Origin of the sequence: Roseimarinus sediminis, from assembly GCF_050433125.1 — a bacterium.
GTDB lineage: Bacteria > Bacteroidota > Bacteroidia > Bacteroidales > Prolixibacteraceae > Roseimarinus > Roseimarinus sediminis.
Window position 1 is genome coordinate 107,355 of sequence record NZ_JBNPXV010000003.1, and the last position, 18,864, is coordinate 126,218.

Sequence of the window (18,864 nt, forward strand, 5' to 3'; positions counted from 1 at the left end):
CAATTCGCAAAAACACACTTAGTCTTTCCAATCAGGAAGCCGACCGGGAGTCCAGGGAGCATTCAGCTCATTGAGCCATGTTTCAATTTGCGGCACATCATTCTCCAATATGCGCTTCAGTATTTCAAGTACAGGCGTTAATTCTTCCTTTACAATTTCATAAGAGCGCTGCTCGGTTTGTGTGAGAGGTCCCGTCGAATTGTAACGGGTATAAACAATTTCGCTTACACGCTTCGAAACCGGAATTTGTGCTGGTGGAATTTCTTCCCAGCTTGCCTTTGCAGGCACACCGTGTAAAACAAAATCAAGTTGTTCAAGCTCGGTAGCCAGCTCGCGGGTTTTATCGAGCAAACCCTGCGGCGCATTGGCCATGGCATACAGCGTTTGTCTGTAGGTTTCCACTTTTTTTGTCAACTCGGCACTTAAGCGTTCGGCCCCTTCGGCTGCCACCAGCATATTGGCAATTTTTTCGTTAAAGGCATCCACCTTGGCCATGTCACTGGCAGGAAGTGTCAGCAGCTGTAGCTTTTCAACCTTAAACTGAACAGGATCAACCAGCTTCACCAAACTGTCGCCATCTTTCAGATCGATGGCTACCTGATAGGTACCCGGCATAACATGACGGCCATTCTGACGTCCGGTTTTCAAGGGGTCGAAACGATCGGCACTCACAGGATAAGGCGAAGGATAGCGCAGGTTCCATGTCAGGCGGTTCACTCCTTTTTTAGGTGCTGTAACCAGCTTGTTAATAATATTTCCTTTCAGGTCCGAAATGGTAAAGATCAGGTGGGCTGCTTCTTCCCTGCCTTCCAATTGTAGTGTTCGCCACGACGGTTGTGGTATGTAGGCTCCCTCTTCGAACAGTTCCTTCTCTTTTTCACGTCGCTTTTCCTGTTTCGATTGAGGAACTTCTTTTAAATACCAGGTAAAGCTTGCACCATATTCCGGGTTGGGAGCATAGAAATAAGTGGCCCCCTGATTGTCGCGACTGCTCTTTGGCATGTACATCAGGGCCTTTTTAACGGGAAACAAATGGGCATCCTTTTGTAATAACGACTCACTGATACTGCGCAGTGGCTCATAATTGTCGAGCACATAAAAACCGCGCCCAAAAGTGGCAAGTACCAAATCGTTCTCGCGCTCCTGGATGGCAATATCGCGTACGGCAATGGTGGGGATGCCCGCCTTAAGCTGCACCCAGCGTTCTCCTCCGTCAACAGTGAAAAAGATGCCGAACTCAGTCCCTACAAAAAGCAACTGAGGATTTACATGATCCTGCTGAATGGAATGGACGGTTTGGTTTTCGGGCAAATTACCTGCAATCGAGGTCCAGGTACGTCCCTTATCGGTACTTCTCAGCAAATAAGGTGTAAAGTCGTCGCGTTTCAGGTTATCGAAAGCCGCATATACTGTCGATGCATCAAACTTGTCGGCTTGCAAATCGCTGCAATAAGTGTACTGCGGCACACCTGGAAATGATTTTACCTGATACCAGTCCTCGCCGTTGTTTTCGCTCACTGACACCACACCATCGTCGGTGCCGGCATACAACAGGCCTTCTTTTACACGCGATTCATCGAGCGCTACAATGGTTCCCCACTGTGAGGTAGAAACGTGTTTCACCACGGCTTCGGCACTCCAGTATTTATCCATCATGGGCAGTGTGTCGCGACTAATTTGTGCTGTCAGATCATCACTGATTACCTGCCACGACTGCCCGCGGTCGTCGCTTCGGAATACCTTGTTGGCAGCCATGTAAAGCCGGGTGTGTTGATGCGGACTAAGAAACATCGGAGCATTCCAGTTCCATTTATAAGCTTCCTCGCCTTGTCGCTCGCGGGGTTTGATGTAGGTTCGTTCACCACTTTTCTTATCATAACGGGCAACATTACCATACTGATATTCGCTGTAAACAATGTTGGGATCGACAGGATCGATGGCCTGCCAAAAACCGTCGCCTCCCAGGGTTTCTATCCATTCATCGTTGCTTACCCCCTTTTGTGTGAGGTTTTGCGAAGGTCCCCCCATCGAATTGTTGTCCTGGGTTCCTCCATAAATGTTGTAAAAAGGAACATCGTTATCAACGGCCACCCTGTAAAACTGGGTAATCGGCAAATTCTCCTTGAAGTCCCAGTTATTTCCTCCATCGTAACTTTCATAGATTCCACCATCACCACCAATAAGCAAATGAGCAGTATTGGCGGGATTGATCCACAGTGCATGATCGTCGACATGGCGGTTGCTGCTGCCCAGTCGTTGCCATGTTTTTCCGGCATCGGTGGTAAAATGGGTAAAGGTTTCGACCGAGTACACCTTGTCAACATCCTTCGGATCGCAGAAGATTTCGTTGTAGTACTGCCCACTGCTGGCATGATCGCTCATGCGCTCCCAGCTTTCACCACGGTTGGTACTTCTGAAAAAACCTCCCTTTTCGTATTGTGCCTCAACAATCAGATACAACACATCGGGATTGACGGGCGAAATGGCCAGCCCCATCCCGCCTATATGAACATCGGGCAGCCCCTTGGTTATTTTTCGCCAGTTCACACCGCCATCAGTACTTTTATATACAGCCGATTCGGGACCTCCCCCGATTTTCCCAAAATGGGTCCGGCGCCTTTGTTCCGAGGTGGCATACAGCACATCGGGATTCGACGGATCGATTACTACGTTGTTCACTCCGGTATGCTCACTAATTTCGAGCACTTTGTTCCAGCTTTCACCGCCATCGGTGGTTTTGAAGAGTCCGCGATCACCTCCCGGTCCCCAGGCCGATCCTTCGCAGGCCACATAAACCACATTGCTGTTACGGGGATCGATGACGATGCCGCCAATCTGACGGGAGTCTTTCAAACCCATATTTTTGAACGACTTTCCACCGTCGAGCGACTTGTAAATACCATCGCCGTAGCCCAGTGCCCGCTGGTGGTTGTTCTCACCGGTTCCGACCCAAACAACATTGGGATTTTGCGGATCAAGCTCCACATCGCCAATTGAATAACTTCCGTATTGATCGAAAATTGGCTCCCAGGTGGTACCATTATTAACAGTTTTCCAAACATTACCCGACGCCACGCCAACATAATAGATTGCAGGATTTTCGGGATGAACGGCAAAGTCGGCAATTCTTCCTGAGGCCCAGGCCGGACCTATGCTCCTGAATTTTAATCCACCGATTAGCGAACTATTTAATAAAGTGTCGGCTTCATTTTCAACTTTTTTCCCAAATCCGTTAGCCGGATGAAGGAAAAGGATCATTAACATGGCAACAAACAGCAAGTGAATCTTTCTCCGAATCATAAGTATCGATTTATTCCATTGAATATTAAAGGCTCAGGCCTTGTGGTGAATTGTATGCGACAATTTATAAAAAAGCAGGCGCACGGCAAAGGTTTTCCATCATACTGAACAAAATATTTCTACAGGCAACCTTTTTGATACTTCAGTCATCTGTCTAATCAAATTAGAAAAAAGAATGAAGAAGCTTTCAATTTTTGCACTCTCAATGTTGCTCATCGCCCTGTTTTTCCCGGTTTTGTTCCACTCGTGCGAACATAGTGAAATAGAAGATGCAGTGAACGAAGATGTTCTGTTTACCTATATCAGCGCCTGTGGCTGGTGTGCCGGCAGCGAGGAACTGAATATCAGGGGGAATGAAGCCAGCTATCAATACCATGCAGTCTGCGACAATCCATCAAAAAGCAGTGAGCTCGAATTAAGCACTGAACAGCTCGAAGCCTTGAATCTTTCTTATCTTTTTCATCAGCTTCAATCCATGAATCTTGACGAATGCGGAGTTTGCGTTGATGGCTGTGACGAACAACTTCGATTTGAAACCGAAAATCAGGAATTCTTTATACGATTTACCAACGATGACTCCCTGGGCACCATCATCAGCGAGCTGGAACAAATCAGGCTACTGGTAGACCAAATGCGCAATGAATAGTATTTTCTTCTTTAAAAAATTATTTCACAGCCTCCCTGCTGATTCAATTAAAAAAAGATTATTTTCGGGCATTGAATATTCATATTAACTTTACATCCCCTTAACCATTTTCAAAGAAAAGACAGGGTTTTTGTAAAATCATGCAATAACATACACGCAATATGTTTTTTATGTTATGCGTATAATAAATAGTAGGAGACCGAAGAGCCCATGATACGACCAATTAAGATTTTTAAACTGAGTGCAGCCAGCCTGTTCATCCTTTTCAGCTTACTCAATATTTCGTGCAGCCAGGAAGAAGGTTTTGGAGGCAACAGTCATATAAACGGCACACTCATCACTAAATTTTACAATAGCGATTTTTCTGTATATCAAGGAGAAGCTCCTGCCATTGACCAGGATGTTTTTCTTCTTTTTGGCGAAAACATGACGGTTGGTGAAGACGTTGCCGTAAGCAATTACGGGCAGTTCGAATTCAGTTATTTATGGCCCGGCAGCTACCAGCTTTACTATATGTCGGACGACACCCTGAGTAAATCGTGGGACGAAATAAGCCTTTCGCTTAACTTCAATCTGGCAAAAAACGAAACTCTTAGCCTCGACACCCTGTACACCTATAAAGCGCTCGACTGGGATGAAGGACACGCCAGCATCAAAGGATCGGTGAAAATGATCGACTATGTGAACGAGTCGATATATCCCAACCTGGTAGTAAAAGACACCTATCCGGCGCAGGAGCAGGAAATCTATCTGACTTACAACCACGCCGATTTTTATCAGGAACGCATACGCACCGATGAAAACGGCCAGTTTGTTTTCAATAACTTACTGAAAGGTCATTACAAGATCGTCGTTTACAGCGAAAATGTTCAGGAGACCGACAAGAAAGCCTTAATTCCGGTGATTAGCGAACTTGAGATTACTGACACCTTTCAGCATATTACAATGGATGAATTAACAATCGAAAAATTTTAAACCATGAAATACCTGATCAGCCTGCTATTGATATCACTTTGCTTTGCAGTAAATGCACAAGACAGGGATGAGATCATAAAAAAAGGAATTGAAGTGAAGCGCTACTACGAACAGGAGCTCGAAGATGGCGACAGCGATTACTATCTTTTTAAAGAAGAGCATTTCAATTTCAAGGGCGAAATAGTAGAACTAAAAGAATTCAACAACAAGGGCAAGGACGTCGACATCTGGTTCAAATACCAATACGATGAAATAGGCCAACTGATTGAGGAACTTGAACTGGACGCAAAAGGAAATCAAAAAGAGCGCATTGTTTATCGCTATGAAAAAGGGCTCAGGATTGAGAAACTTTATTATGATGAGAAAGACCGCTTAAGACAAAGAAGGAAATATGAATATGAATTTAGAAGATAGGATAAAAAGTGTGATCAGTCAGTATGATCCAATTTCTTTGGAAGAAATGGATCAGGTAAGGCTGATGCGCCGTACCGATACAAAATTTGTATTCAACCTGAAATACCTGCCTCATTTGCTTGGCAAAGCTGCCGATCGCTATATGATGGTCGAAATTGCCGGTGAAAGGGAACAAATTTACCATACCACCTATTTCGACACTTCAAATTACGACATGTACCAGCTGCACCATAACGGCAAACTGAACCGGCACAAGGTACGCATCAGAAAATACCTGTATACCCAACAGGAATTTCTGGAGATCAAACGAAAAAACAACAAGGGTGAAACGGTAAAAACCCGAATAGAACATGCCCACCCGGGCCAGGTACCTGGGATTGTTGACAAGGGGCGTTTCATCGAAAATAATTCACCCTACCAGTCGCATGCACTCGCTCCCACTTTGGGGAACAACTTCATCAGACTGACCCTGGTAAACAAAGACTTCAGCGAACGCATAACGCTCGATTATCAGCTAAGCTTTACCGATTTAAAATACAATAACCAGTCAGCTCCTTCTGAAATATGCATTGCTGAAATCAAAAAGGGCCGATACAACAAGACCTCACCCTTTATTCACATATTGCGACAAATGGGTATCAACTCAATGGGATTCAGTAAATATTGTATGGGCCTTGCCATGCTCAATCCTGAGGTAAAAAATAACCTCTTTAAACAAAAAATCAGATCGATCGTCAAAGTATAACAACCAGCAAACAATTAACATGGAACTATTTAACATTGAAATCATCGACATAGAAGACTTTACCGAACTGATTATACGTTTTCTGCTTAACTTCATTGTAGTTTTTGTTGCGGTTCGCTTTCTTTACTACAAGGTACGGCGGCGGCGCGACTACCTGTTTACCTACATTCTGATCGCTACCGTGGTCTTTCTGCTTTGCTTTTTGCTCGAGAATGTCAAATTGGAGCTGGGTTTTGCTTTAGGACTGTTTGCCATCTTTGGCATCATCAGGTACCGGACGCAGCAAATTCCGATCAAGGAAATGACCTATCTCTTTCTGGTAATAGGAATTTCAGTCATCAATGCCCTGTCGAATAAAAAAGTAAGTTATGCCGAATTGCTTACCACCAATGCGCTAATGCTCATTGTAACCTATGGACTGGAGCGCATGATGATGCTTAAGCATGAATCGCGCAAGTCGATCATCTACGAAAAGATTGAATTGATAAAACCGGAGAAACGATCGGAAATGAAACTCGATCTGGAAGAACGCACAGGGCTCACCATTAACCGGGTTGAAGTAGGAAAAATCGACTTCTTAAGAGATACTGCCCGGGTAAATATTTACTATTACGAAGACGAGAATCTGGCCGACGACGATGATTCGGCCAATAATGACGAAGATGATGATTAGGCCCTTTTGGCGCTTCCTGTTCATATTACTTTTACTCACAACAATGGTCTCAGGAGGATTTGCTCAGCGCAATGATTTCAGACTAAGGTTATCGGGTGAAATCGAAACAGAGCTGCTCAACGACCTGAAAGGAAGCCTTGAATACGAACACCGTTTCGATCAAAATCTGAGCACCTTCGACAAGGCCTTTTTTGAGCCCAAGTTATCGTACGATCTCCCCAACGATTTCAGGATAGGTGCCAAATACCGCATCATGTACGATCAAAACCGAAGCCGCGAGCGGGAACTACGTCAGCGCATCTCGGCCTATCTTCGCTATGGCATCGATATCGATGATTTTGAATTAAAGTTGACCACCACCTTGCAATACGGCTTCGACGATCTCACCAACTCCGTATTTAGCCGTGAACAAAAACTCATCCACCGCAATGCTGTAGAAATTGAATACAACTGGTTTGGGCAACCCTATACTCCTTTTGTCGAATACGAATTCTTCGTTCATACCAATCATCCCAATGGAGCCATTGTCAATCAGTGGAGACTTAAAATGGGAACATCAGTTAAACTTTCAAAAGCCTCATCGCTTGATTTGTTTTACCTGTTCGAAAATGAATTCAATGTAGTTGCTCCGGTCGATTCGCATGTGATAGGAGCCAAATACGCCTACTCCTTTTAATGCAAATTCGAAAAATCTATCAAAATATTTAAATTTTTGTTAAAAGTACTTTTTTGAGGCAACCCTTTGTGGGTAATAGTTGTCATTATAACAGCCATGTTAAACATTCAAACAATTATTACCATGAAACTAAAACACCTCTTTATCGTGCTTGCACTCCTGATTTCGGGTAGTGTATTCAGTCAGAACCAATTCACACTGAGCGGAATCGTCAGCGATTCCGTTTCGGGTGAAACACTGAAAGGAATTGATATTTTTGTAAAGGATCGCCTTACCGGAACCATTAGTAATTACAGGGGCGCCTACCTGTTGTATCTCAACGAAGGCGAATACGAAATCTCCTTTTCAGGCAACGGTTATGTGAAAGAAGTAATCAGCATTCAACTGCACGACGATTTGTCACAGTCGGTCGCTCTGAAACCTGCACAGGCCAAAAGTCAAAAACGGCTGTTTTCACATAAGAAATCAGAGCAGGAAAAACTGATCAGTGCCACTGAAAACAAAAAATAACGCCTTCTCAGTTACAGTAACAAAAAAGGATGAGATGATCATCCTTTTTTGTTGTAAATGAGCTGTTTTACTTATAAAAAGAAAAAGCCCCATCTAACGACAGAGCTAATTCATTTCCCCTCTTAAACTAAAACACCACTAAAAGTCTTTATATTTTTCTTGTTTTAATCGAATAACTGACGTGAAGATAGAAAATATAAAATATTTATACAAGCTTTTATCTATCTATTTACATGTCTCGTCAAAAAAATGTAGCAGTTCGTCAATAAAAAAGATAGGTTCATCAACTAAGAGAGGCATGTTACCCATCGTTTTTGCTTCTGCTATTTCAACCAGCGATCGAGCCAGTTAAAGAAGGTCCGATGCCAGAGCAAACCGTTCTGGGGCTTCAATATCCAGTGATTCTCATCGTGATAGAACAGAAATTCAGCCGGAATTCCTTTCATGATGGCACTGTTATAGGCAGCCATTCCCTGGGTGTAAGGAATGCGGTAATCGTTGGCACCATGAATAACCAGAATAGGCGTATCCCACTGTTCTACAAAGCGGTGAGGTGAAAACTCATACGAACGCTGTGCTGTTTTATTTTCCTTGTCCCAATAGGCACCGCCCAAATCCCAGTTCACAAACCACATTTCTTCGGTCGTTGAATACATCTGTTCGAAATTGAATATGCCGGCATGCGAAACAAAGGCTTTGAAACGCTTTTCGTGATGGCCGGCCAGATAGAATACCGAAAAGCCGCCATAACTTGCTCCAATGGCTCCCAGTCGGCTCTGATCAACATAAGGTTCTTCGGCTACTGCGTCGATGGCACTCAGGTAATCGCGGATGTTCTGACCACCGTAGTCCGTACTGATTTGCTCAAGCCACTCCATACCAAAACCGGGCAGACCCCGGCGATTGGGGGCCACAATGATGTAATCGTTGGCAGCCATCAGCTGAAAATTCCAGCGGTACGACCAAAACTGACTGACGGTACCCTGAGGCCCGCCCTGGCAATACAGCAAGGCAGGATATTGCTTGTTCTCGTCAAAGCCGGGAGGCAAAATGACCCAAACCAGCATGTCCTTTCCATCGGTGGTTTTTACCCAGCGCTTTTGAACTTCACCGGTTTCGAGCTGATCGAATATAGCCTGGTTTACCTGCGTTACGGCCTCATCGGTCCCCTGCCGAATGTCAACCAGATAAAGCTCATCGGGGTGCGACATCGATTGTTTGCGGGCCAACAAACCTTCGCCTGCCAGTTGAATCGATTTGTAATTGTGAATGCCATCGGTAATGCGTGTGATGTTTGAATTGCTTAACTCAACACGCCAGATTTCGTCGGTTGCCTTGATGTCGCTGATAAAATAAATGCTTTTCCCATCGGGTGCCCAGGTAATGCTGGCTGCACTCTCTTCGAAATGCTCAAAAAGATTCGTACGTTCGCCGCTTTCAACATCGGCAATCATCAGTCGTGCCTGGTCCGATTCATAGCCGTCGCGGGCCATGCTTTCCCATGCCAGCATACTGCCATCGGGTGAAAAAACAGGATGCATATCATAGCCCATTATGCCTTCGGTGAAATTGCTGGTTTCACCGCTTTTCACATGATAGAACCAAATATCCGAATTGGTTGAAAAGGCATAGTCCTTCCCGGTTTTCTTCTTACAGGTATAGGCAATGATGGTTCCATCGGGACTCCATGCCAATTGTTCCATTCCGCCAAAAGGTTCGGTTGGGCTATCGAAGCGTTCTCCGGGCATGATGTCGCTCGCATTATGGATTCCGCTTTCGGAATAATCGGCAACAAACAGGTGATTGTACTTGTAATCGTCCCAGCTGTCCCAGTGCCGGTACATCAAATCGCTTTCGAGTCGTGCATTGGCCTTGGGCAAATCGGGATACAAATCGTTCACTGTTTGGTCCAGTTTCACTTTTTTACTGAAAACCACCTTCGCGCCATCGGGTGAATACTTAAAACCGTTGATGCCGTCTTCGATGAAACTGATTTGTTTACGTTGGCTTCCATCGGGTTCCATTTCCCACAACTGACTGCTACCCGACTCGTCGCTCAGAAAAGCAATTTTTTTACCATCGGGGCGCCAAACAGCTCCGTTTTCATTGATGGCGGTATTGGTGATCCGGCTTGTTTCGCCCTTATTCAGGTCGTAAATATAAAGGTCCTTGTAGCCTTTATCTTCTTCCACTTTATAATAAGTCACTGCATACAGCACCTTCGACTGGTCAGGCGATACGGTTTCACCCCCAATGCGTCCAAGCTTCCAGAGCAGGTCGGGTGTAAGCCTTTTACTCCCGAGTTGCGGTACTTCGGGCGTATAGCCCTTTTCAGCCTCAGCAGGCTGTTCACATGATGTTAGCATAATAAAAAATGAGATTAACAAATAAAGGCCACTTCGTTTCATCAGCGTATATCTTTTTTGGTTATTCACTATTGAGCATAAAAGCCAGACAAATTTATTGTTTTTTACCAAAGTTAATATTCATCGTTTGCTAAGGCTATGAACATTGTGTCTTTCTTCCCTTTTTATCATGTTCGATGCGAATGCGTGCATCAACCGCCACAATCGAGTCGCCTTTGGCCAAAAGCGGGTTGATATCCATTTCCCTGATCTCGGTTGCAAAGCGGAGCATGCCCGACAGCCTCACCAGCAGTTCGGCATATACCGTTTTACTTACCGCCTCGGTGCCTCTAAAACCGTCGAGAATACGCCTAGCTCTCAGGTTTTTAATCATCGACATGGCCTCGTCCATACTGAGCGGTGCCAGGCCCGATGTAACATCCCGCAGGGCTTCAACAAAAATGCCTCCCAGGCCACAAAGCATAATGTGGCCGAAGGTGGGTTCATATTTGGCGCCGATAAAAAGCTCGGTACCCGATAGCATTTCGGCCATTAAAACCGAAGTGCAGCCCTCTATTTTCATCAGTCGCCTCAATTCACTTCGAACAGTTTCAAGCGATTTAATGTTCAAACTCACCCCGCCAACGTCGCTTTTATGTACCGGGCCAATTACTTTCATCACCAAAGGAAATCCAAGTTTCGAAGCCGCCTGTACCGCTTCTTCCTCTGTTTTCACCTCCAACTCGCGGGCAACAGGTATTCCGGCTGTTTTCAGCAGAAGCTGAACAACTTCGGGTGGCTGATAGCCATCACGGGTATGGTCGATGATCTTTCTCACTGCTTCCACATCCACTTCTTTTAAAAATTCGGAAGGTGGCGACGGAGGCGCTGTTTGATAAACCTTTGTAAGTGCTCTGCCCAGCAAAACTTCATCGGGAAAATTTACATTACCATGCGAAATAAAATAGGCCACATCTTCCTGTACATTCACCACCGAAGGCAGAATGGGATAGATGGGTTTACGGCAGGTTTTCATTTTCTTATCGAGGGTATTGTACACCTCCCGAACCGGGAAAAGCCCGGGGCTGCCATAAATAACAGCCATGGCGTCGATGTTGTCAAAATCGTTTTCACAGGCATCGATGATGGTTTCGAGTTGTTCGGCATTGCCCGTGGCCAGAAAGTCGATGGGATTCTCGACCGAAGAGCCGGGAAAGAGTTGCTGCTTTAACTTGTCCTTGGCAGCTGAATCAGGAATAGGCGGAATATGCAAGCCTCCGTCTTCCAAAGCATCGGTCAGCATCACGGCCGGTCCCCCTGCATGGGTGATAATGGCGATGTTACGACCCTGCAATAATTTAAGACTGAAAATACAGGCGACGGTGGTGAGTTCTTCCCTTCCGTAGCAACGAACAATGCCGGCTTTACGGAAAAGGGCCTCAACCGCCAGGTCGGAGCTGGCCATTGCACCGGTATGCGACGAAGCAGCCCGGCTGCCTGCTTCCGACGATCCGGCTTTGATGGCCGCAATGCGACAGCCTTTTCGGATGAGCGAGCGGGCATGAAACAGCAAACGATCGGGATTGCTGATATTTTCGATGTACAGTAGCTTTATTTTGGATGATTCAGCAGGATCGAAGGTTTCATCGAGATAGGCCAGCACATCTTCAATGCCATGCTGGGCCGAATTACCCACCGAAATCACTGAGTGAAACTGCAAGCCCTTGGGTATGGCCGATTCCATAATAAATACGGCAGTGGCTCCTGAACCCGAAATGAAATCAACACCTTCCTGACTCAACGATGGTACCGGCGTTGTAAATACACTGGCATGTTTTGGTGCCAGTACGCCAATGCAATTGGGCCCTATCAGGCAGGCCTCGTTGGCATCGGCAATCTCAACCATGGCTTTTTCAAGTGCTTCGCCCCTGGCTCCTTCTTCGCTAAAGCCAGCAGAAATAACGATGAAAGCCTTGATATTTTTTTCTTCTGCCAACACCTTCATGGCCTGCGGGCAATAGGCTGACGGAATGGCCAGGATGGCCAGATCGGCTCCCGGCACATCCTCCACACTTTGATAGCTCACAAGGCCCTGAACCAGTTCCGATTTGGGGTTTACCACCATCAGTTCGCCATCAAAATTGGTATCGAGCAGGTTTTTTATAATTTTACCGCCGGGTTTTTCAATGTTGTTCGATCCACCAACAACAACAATGCGGTCGGGATAAAAAAGTTGATCGTTGATCATTTCTGTCTAATTTTTTACCGAAAATAACCATTTTCAACCGAGGTGCTGATGACATTTAACAGGTGATGCAATTTGTACTTCGATACGAAACTGCCAATGAGCCAAATTGAAGATCAAAGAATCGTGGTGTGGTGTAAACACGACACCATGCTGCAAGCTGCCCTGCTCGATGCGGTGCACCTGTCCATTCAGCTCGAAAAGGAACTTTGTCTCTTCGGCAACTACCAGAACAGGAAACAGAAAAACAGACTGCAACAACGCATTTCAAGCTATGCCAGGGTTATCAAAAAGGATCTTCCCCAACTCGAAATTTCAAGCTTATTGCTCAAAGGCCAACTCGCTAACCTGGTAAAAGAACTCGGAGAGAATTACAATACCATTCTGTTCTGCAGTGGCACCCTGTTTGATCGCGAACTTTTAAAGGCTTTTTACCGTTCGGGTTTTCCGTTTTTCTTTTCCAAACAGCACCATACTGCCGGGCAGCGCTTTAAAAAAGTGGTGATTCCGATCGATTTCAGAAACAGCACCAAGGATGCTACCTTGTGGGGAAGCTACATGGGACGATTTAACCAATCAGACATCAGCCTGTATGTGGCCAACGACACGAAAGCTCCCGAACAACAACAAAGAGTAGACCGAATTGTGGCTTTTGTTCAGCGCTTCTACCGTCAGTTCAACTTCGGCTTCTGCTTTGAAACAGGCAACAAAAACAGCTGGGGCATTCATCGCGAAGCCATGGAAAAAACTAAACCCGATGAGCTGCTGATTTTTACCGGAAGCAGAAATGTGAGCCTGCCTGACCGCCTCATCGGGCCTTTCGAAAAACGAATCGTAAAAAAGGCAACATCGGCCGTATTGCTCATCAATCCGCAACAAGAGCTGTTTGTGCTTTGTAATTAAGGAACTCCCAATCAGCTACTGTACCCTTCACACTAATAAAACTCACTCATCAATAGAATGCATTATTTTATCACAACAGACTTGCTGTTTGTCATAAATAATCGACTACTGAAAGAAATCAAGCCCATGCCGGTCATTACTTGCTTCAGATAACCAAACATGTTTTGTACCTTAGCAGCTGATTGTAAAATTTCTCCTCTCCCCTGTTTTACAATATCACCCTTTAAAAAATGATCACTTCCCTGGTGGTCATTTTTGCTTTCAGTAACTTGTTTTGCTTTCTACTTAAATTCGAAGAGATAAAATTCGACACGCCGGTTTCTTTTCAGCTCGCTGCTGCTTTGCCCCAGGGCAGCCGGAAATGATTCTCCGAAGGCCATGGTATAAATGCGTTCCTTCCCGATCCCTTTCGACACGATGTAATCAACAATGGTGCGCAAACGGGCTTCCGAAAGCTCGGCGTTCAGTTCTTCGGATCCCCTGGGATCGGTATGACCAAAGAGCCACACATTCAATTCGGGATGTGCTTTCAGCATAGCAATCAACTCATCGACATGGCGACGCGAATAATCGGTAAGATAGCTTCCACCGCTTACAAAATGAACCGGCGCCACGTTGAATTCACGCCTCCATTCAGGGCTCAGGTGCTCAACCGGTCAGCCCTTGTTTCTAATGGCTCCCGGCTCATCAGGACACTCGTCGAAGGCATCTGAAATGCCGTCACAGTCGCGATCGGAAGGACAACCCGGACTGAGGGCCAGCGGATTAACAACAGCACTGCCCGTCGCCTGATTCACTGAAGGTGCTTCCGGACAACCAAAATGATCGACCGGCCCAGGTTCATCGGGGCAACGATCGATGTTGTTGGCAATGCCGTCGCCATCGGAGTCGAAAGCCATGCTTTGTCCGGGAGCGATGGAATAAATCTGTGGCGCACCCTGTCCTTCACCCGGATAAACAAAGAAAATATTTACTCCACCCGCAGGCAAAGCCTGATTCGCCGGAGCCGCTGCCTCTTCATGCTGCTTTTCAGCCAATGGGCAGCCTCCGTTCGATTTGGGACCAGCCTCGTCGGGACAACGATCGTTCTGATCGGCCAATCCATCGTTATCCCTGTCGGGGCAACCCTTGGTGGCAGTACCTCCGGCTTCATCGGGGCACTGATCCTGAAAATCAGGAATCCCGTCGCCATCGCCGTCAAGGGGACAGCCGCTTACATCCACTTCAACATTGGCTGGCGTATCGGGACACAGGTCCTGTTTGTCGCCCACCCCGTCGCGATCGCTGTCTTTAAAACTTCCCAGGGCAAACGACAAACCAATATTCATCTGAATGAACTGGTCTTTTGCCGCATCCAGCGTCGATCCGTCCATGCCTACCGCAGTCACCCACAGGTTACTCACATCGGCAAAGGCATCAATGTGATCGCTTAAACGAAGTCTGAAGCCTCCGCCCACCGAATAAATCCAGTCGTTAAGAGGCTGCTCATAATTCTCGTTGCTGTTCATGCTCAGTCCCCAGGTTTTGCCAAACATCTTTCCGGCTCCCAATTTGAAATAAGGTTTGAGTGCAGCATCTTCACGCAGGGTAACTCCGTTGGCCACTTTTAATTCAAGCAAACCCATAATGGTAAGCATATCGCCCTGCATGCTGTACAATTCTTCTTCGGGACCAAAAACGTGCAGGTAATTGTAAGCTCCACGTACACCAAAATTGGCCAGGGGTGAAAGATAACGACTGACATTGATTCCATAGCCTCCCTGCCATTGAGAGAAATCGCCGAACTGATCACCCAGTTCACCACGGTACTCTATGGATCCATAATCGATGTTTAAACCCCAGTTTTTGTCATAGTTTTGAGCACTTACAGTACCCAAAAACATAAGGCACATTCCGAAATAAACGATCAGTCGTATCATGCTTTCGTGTTTTAACAATACCAAAAATATTATTTTTTTCTATGTCAGCCACTTAATCAAACAATTAACCTATTAAAATCATCAATGTTTATTCAAAGCTGAACTTAGCAGGCCAGAGAATACCGGATCACTTCATATTTTTGGTGAACACCATGCATTTCTATTCATCCATTACACTTTTTTAGAATGGTTAATATCTTATAACTATTGATTCGAGGGAACTCAACTACAATGTAAACAAAGCTAAATATCTTTGCTAAATAGCATGCTGATTATGCTCGTTCCATCACATACACAACTGGCCAAATTAAGCTGTATTTATTAAAAAAATGCCACGCATGCCCGAATCCTATTCCGATTACCATCGGAATGCATTCGTGTTTATTTTATTATTCATTTGTAACTAAGTAGTAGCTCTACAAAACGTCCAGGAATCGAGACCCAGGTTTGTTATGTGCCTCCATGCAGACTCCAATGATCTTATAGCTATCAGTTTTATAAATTATACGAGTCATTCATATTCGTGTATTCGTGGCTTTAAACTCATTTTTTGTGTTTGATAATTTATAAAAATAAGTTCATCCACCCTAATCTTAATTTGATCCAAGATACTGCGGGCATTTTTTTGAGGCTTTTAAAAAATAGAAGTTAAATTTGCAGCCTGAAACAGGGGATAAAAAACCAATGGAGAAGAAATTATACATCGAAACCTATGGCTGCCAGATGAATGTGGCCGACAGTGAAGTAGTGGCTGCCGTGATGGCGGAAAAGGGTTATACCATTACCGACGATCAAAACGAAGCCGATGCCATTTTCATTAATACCTGCTCGGTACGCGACAATGCCGAACAACGCATTTGGGGCCGTCTCAGACTTTTCAATTCTTATAAAAAGAAGAAAAAAGACCTGCTGGTGGGTATGATTGGCTGCATGGCCGAGCGCCTGGCCGATGAGCTACTCGAACAAAAAGTGGTGGACCTGGTAGCTGGTCCCGATGCCTACCGCGACCTCCCCTACCTGATCGACAAAGCCCGCGAAGGCGAAGCAGCCATCAACGTGGAACTCAGCACCGTTGAAACCTACGACAGCCTGGTTCCCCAAAGGCTCGATCATGCTTCCATTTCGGGTTTTGTGTCCATTACCCGCGGATGCAATAATTTCTGCACCTATTGCATTGTGCCCTATACCCGCGGACGTGAGCGCAGCCGCGATCCGCACGACCTGCTCAACGAAGTGGCCAATCTGGCTGCCAGCGGCTATAAAGAGGTGACCCTGCTGGGCCAGAATGTCAATTCCTACAAATGGCAGCCCGAGGGAGAAAGCCGCCCCCTTCGCTTCCCCGACCTGTTAAAGCTGGTGGCCGAAAGCCAGCCTGACATGCGCGTACGTTTTACCACTTCACACCCCAAAGACCTGTCGGAACGCCTGTTGAAAACCATGGCAACTGTTCCCAACATCTGCCACCACATTCATCTGCCCGTTCAAAGCGGAAGTTCCAAAGTACTGAAAAGCATGAACCGCAAATACGACCGCGAATGGTACATGCGCCGCATTGAAGCCATCAGGGAAATATTGCCCGATTGCGGCATCAGCACCGACGTATTCTGCGGTTTTAGTGGCGAAAGCGAAGAAGATTTTCAGGAAACCCTGAGCCTGATGGAATGGGCCCGTTTCGATACCTCCTTCATGTTCAAGTATTCCGAACGACCGGGAACCTATGCTGCCAAGAACCTGCCCGACGATGTGCCGGAGGAAATCAAGTCGGAACGGCTTTCCCGCATGATTACGCTGCAAAACCGCCTCTCACTCGAGAGCAACCAGCACGACATTGGCAAAGTAGTAGAAGTACTGGTGGAAGGGACCTCGAAAAAATCGAAAAGCGAACTGGTTGGACGAACTCCGCAAAACAAGGTGGTGGTTTTTCCTGCATTGAAACACCAGAAAGGCGACCGGGTAATGGTGAAAATTGAACGCTGCACACAAACGACCTTGATAGGAAAGAGTCAGTAGTCATTGGGAAAAGTCAGAAGTCAGTAGGAAAAAGTCATTGGTCATTAGAAAAAGGAAAGGGGCATTGGTTAAAAGTATAGTAATTGGGCTTTTGTCCGCCCCATTCAACCTTATTCACCTTATTGTGATTGCTACATTCAATTCTCATCGCCTGATCAAATAAGGTTAAAACATACACTATTCCTCTGGCTACTAAGGTGAAAAAACAAAAATAAGGTTTTTAAGGATAATGTGCGATGAATCAATCCTTCAATAGAACTTAGAAAAAGGTCATTGGTGAACAATTCATCATTGAAACATAATTCCGCCCCATCCAACCTTATTTTTTGTGTCAACCTTAGTAGCCGGCAACATGACGATACAATCCAACCTTATTCACCTTATTGTGATTGCTACATTCAATTCTCATCGCCTGATCAAATAAGGTTAAAACATACACTATTCCTCTGGCTACTAAGGTGAAAAAACAAAAATAAGGTTTTTAAGGATAATGTGCGATGAAGGAATCCTTCAATAGAACTTAGAAAAAGGTCATTGGTGAACAATTCATCATTGAAACATAATTCCGCCCCATCCAACCTTATTTTTTGTGTCAACCTTAGTAGCAGGCTACTGGACTTTTTCGTAAAATATCCCTTACTTTGTTTGTCGGTAAGCCATACACTACCAGGCAACTAAGCATTATCTGTTTTCGCAAAGGCAGTGTAATTGCCACTCATTTTCGGTTCAGGCGCTTAATTTAAAAAACAATGAATCAAAACAGCAAAACCATGAAGACTTTGAAATATTATTTAACAGAAAACCTGCTTACCCCCGATCCATCGGATTACAGAGCACGGGTAGAACTTAGCCGGACTTATACAATGGAAGAGGTAAAAGCCGAAATGCTCAAACGCGGCACCTCGCTCACCATGACCGACATTAACGCCGTACTGACCCTGCTCGATCAGGTGCTAAGCGAACTGATAGCCGAAGGTTTACCATTTAAGCTGTCATTATGCAAAGGGGCACCATCCATCAGCGGGATTTTCGACAGTCCCGACGATGCCTTCGATTCAAAACGTCACCAGGTAAAATACAAGCTGCAACCCGGAGCACTGGTGCTCGAAGCCCTTAAAAAAATCAAAACAGAGAAGACCGTTGCTGACAAAAAAATGCCCCATATCGGGCAATTTAAGGATGTAAACAGCCAAACTGCCGACCATTTTATCAGTCCCGGGGGCATTGGCGAATTGCAGGGCAGCCTTCTTAAATTCGATGCCAATGATCCGGAACAGGGCATCCGCTTTTTGGCGGAGGATGGCAGCGAAACCAGGGTAAGCACTGTTGTGCTGAACAAACCTTCGAAACTAATTTTCATGATTCCACCCCTGGCTGCCGGTGAATATGAACTGGTACTGAGGGTGAAATTCAAAGACAGCAAACAGCTTCGCCAGGCCATTCTGCATAAGCGACTTACAGTAACAGCATAAGCAGCTAAGCAAGTGCAAGGCAGCCGTTCTG

General features: G+C 45.6%; 15 protein-coding genes. 10 read left to right on the forward strand and 5 right to left on the reverse strand.

Features of this window, described 5'->3' with window-relative positions:
• Nucleotides 1-18: 18 nt before the first annotated feature.
• Nucleotides 19-3,300 (reverse strand): VPS10 domain-containing protein, encoded by a 3,282-nt coding sequence (locus FHS86_RS05110; protein WP_429411810.1) that lies wholly within the window; start codon nt 3,298-3,300, stop codon nt 19-21.
• A gap of 175 nt (nt 3,301-3,475) precedes the next feature.
• Between FHS86_RS05110 and FHS86_RS05115 the strand changes: the two genes are divergently transcribed.
• From FHS86_RS05115 to FHS86_RS05145, 7 genes are all read left to right on the forward strand, one after another.
• Complete coding sequence (locus FHS86_RS05115; RefSeq protein WP_429411812.1) at nt 3,476-3,946, forward strand: hypothetical protein; 471 nt, start codon at nt 3,476-3,478, stop codon at nt 3,944-3,946.
• Nucleotides 3,947-4,156: 210 nt separating this feature from the next.
• Nucleotides 4,157-4,921, forward strand: coding sequence for a hypothetical protein (locus tag FHS86_RS05120; RefSeq protein WP_429411814.1), 765 nt, complete (start codon nt 4,157-4,159; stop codon nt 4,919-4,921).
• Between the two features lie 3 nt (nt 4,922-4,924).
• Nucleotides 4,925-5,335: a hypothetical protein gene (locus FHS86_RS05125; protein ID WP_429411816.1), complete on the forward strand. Its 411-nt coding sequence runs from the start codon at nt 4,925-4,927 to the stop codon at nt 5,333-5,335.
• The gene (locus tag FHS86_RS05130; protein ID WP_429411818.1) at nt 5,313-6,080 is read left to right on the forward strand and encodes a polyphosphate polymerase domain-containing protein; all 768 of its coding nucleotides are present in this window, start codon (nt 5,313-5,315) and stop codon (nt 6,078-6,080) included. Before FHS86_RS05125 ends, FHS86_RS05130 begins: the two co-directional genes overlap by 23 nt.
• A 19-nt stretch (nt 6,081-6,099) precedes the next feature.
• On the forward strand, nt 6,100-6,753 hold the full coding sequence (locus FHS86_RS05135; RefSeq protein ID WP_429411819.1) for a DUF4956 domain-containing protein: 654 nt from the start codon (nt 6,100-6,102) through the stop codon (nt 6,751-6,753).
• A 43-nt stretch (nt 6,754-6,796) separates the two neighbouring features.
• Nucleotides 6,797-7,429 carry a DUF2490 domain-containing protein gene (locus FHS86_RS05140; protein WP_429411821.1) on the forward strand — a complete coding sequence of 211 codons (633 nt, stop codon included), beginning with the start codon at nt 6,797-6,799 and terminating at the stop codon, nt 7,427-7,429.
• A 123-nt stretch (nt 7,430-7,552) separates the two neighbouring features.
• On the forward strand, nt 7,553-7,939 hold the full coding sequence (locus tag FHS86_RS05145) for a carboxypeptidase-like regulatory domain-containing protein (RefSeq protein WP_429411823.1): 387 nt from the start codon (nt 7,553-7,555) through the stop codon (nt 7,937-7,939).
• Between the two features lie 323 nt (nt 7,940-8,262).
• Here FHS86_RS05145 and FHS86_RS05150 read toward each other — a convergent pair whose 3' ends face one another.
• Both FHS86_RS05150 and FHS86_RS05155 read right to left on the reverse strand, forming a co-directional pair.
• A complete protein-coding gene (locus tag FHS86_RS05150; RefSeq protein WP_429411825.1) occupies nt 8,263-10,305 on the reverse strand; it encodes a S9 family peptidase in 2,043 nt (680 codons plus the stop codon).
• Between the two features lie 136 nt (nt 10,306-10,441).
• The gene (locus tag FHS86_RS05155; protein ID WP_429411827.1) at nt 10,442-12,532 is read right to left on the reverse strand and encodes an acetate--CoA ligase family protein; all 2,091 of its coding nucleotides are present in this window, start codon (nt 12,530-12,532) and stop codon (nt 10,442-10,444) included.
• Between the two features lie 96 nt (nt 12,533-12,628).
• On the opposite strand from FHS86_RS05155, the gene FHS86_RS05160 reads away from it, so the two are divergent.
• On the forward strand, nt 12,629-13,432 hold the full coding sequence (locus FHS86_RS05160; RefSeq protein ID WP_429411829.1) for a hypothetical protein: 804 nt from the start codon (nt 12,629-12,631) through the stop codon (nt 13,430-13,432).
• Between the two features lie 281 nt (nt 13,433-13,713).
• Here FHS86_RS05160 and FHS86_RS05165 read toward each other — a convergent pair whose 3' ends face one another.
• The gene (locus tag FHS86_RS05165) at nt 13,714-14,046 is read right to left on the reverse strand and encodes an OmpA family protein (protein WP_429411831.1); all 333 of its coding nucleotides are present in this window, start codon (nt 14,044-14,046) and stop codon (nt 13,714-13,716) included.
• Nucleotides 14,047-14,088: 42 nt separating this feature from the next.
• Nucleotides 14,089-15,351: a thrombospondin type 3 repeat-containing protein gene (locus tag FHS86_RS05170; protein ID WP_429411833.1), complete on the reverse strand. Its 1,263-nt coding sequence runs from the start codon at nt 15,349-15,351 to the stop codon at nt 14,089-14,091.
• Nucleotides 15,352-16,035: 684 nt separating this feature from the next.
• Here FHS86_RS05170 and miaB point away from each other — a divergent pair.
• On the forward strand, nt 16,036-17,361 hold the full coding sequence (miaB, locus tag FHS86_RS05175) for a tRNA (N6-isopentenyl adenosine(37)-C2)-methylthiotransferase MiaB (protein WP_429411835.1): 1,326 nt from the start codon (nt 16,036-16,038) through the stop codon (nt 17,359-17,361).
• A 770-nt stretch (nt 17,362-18,131) separates the two neighbouring features.
• On the forward strand, nt 18,132-18,833 hold the full coding sequence (locus FHS86_RS05180; RefSeq protein ID WP_429411837.1) for a DNA-binding domain-containing protein: 702 nt from the start codon (nt 18,132-18,134) through the stop codon (nt 18,831-18,833).
• The last annotated feature ends 31 nt before the right edge of the window (nt 18,834-18,864 follow it).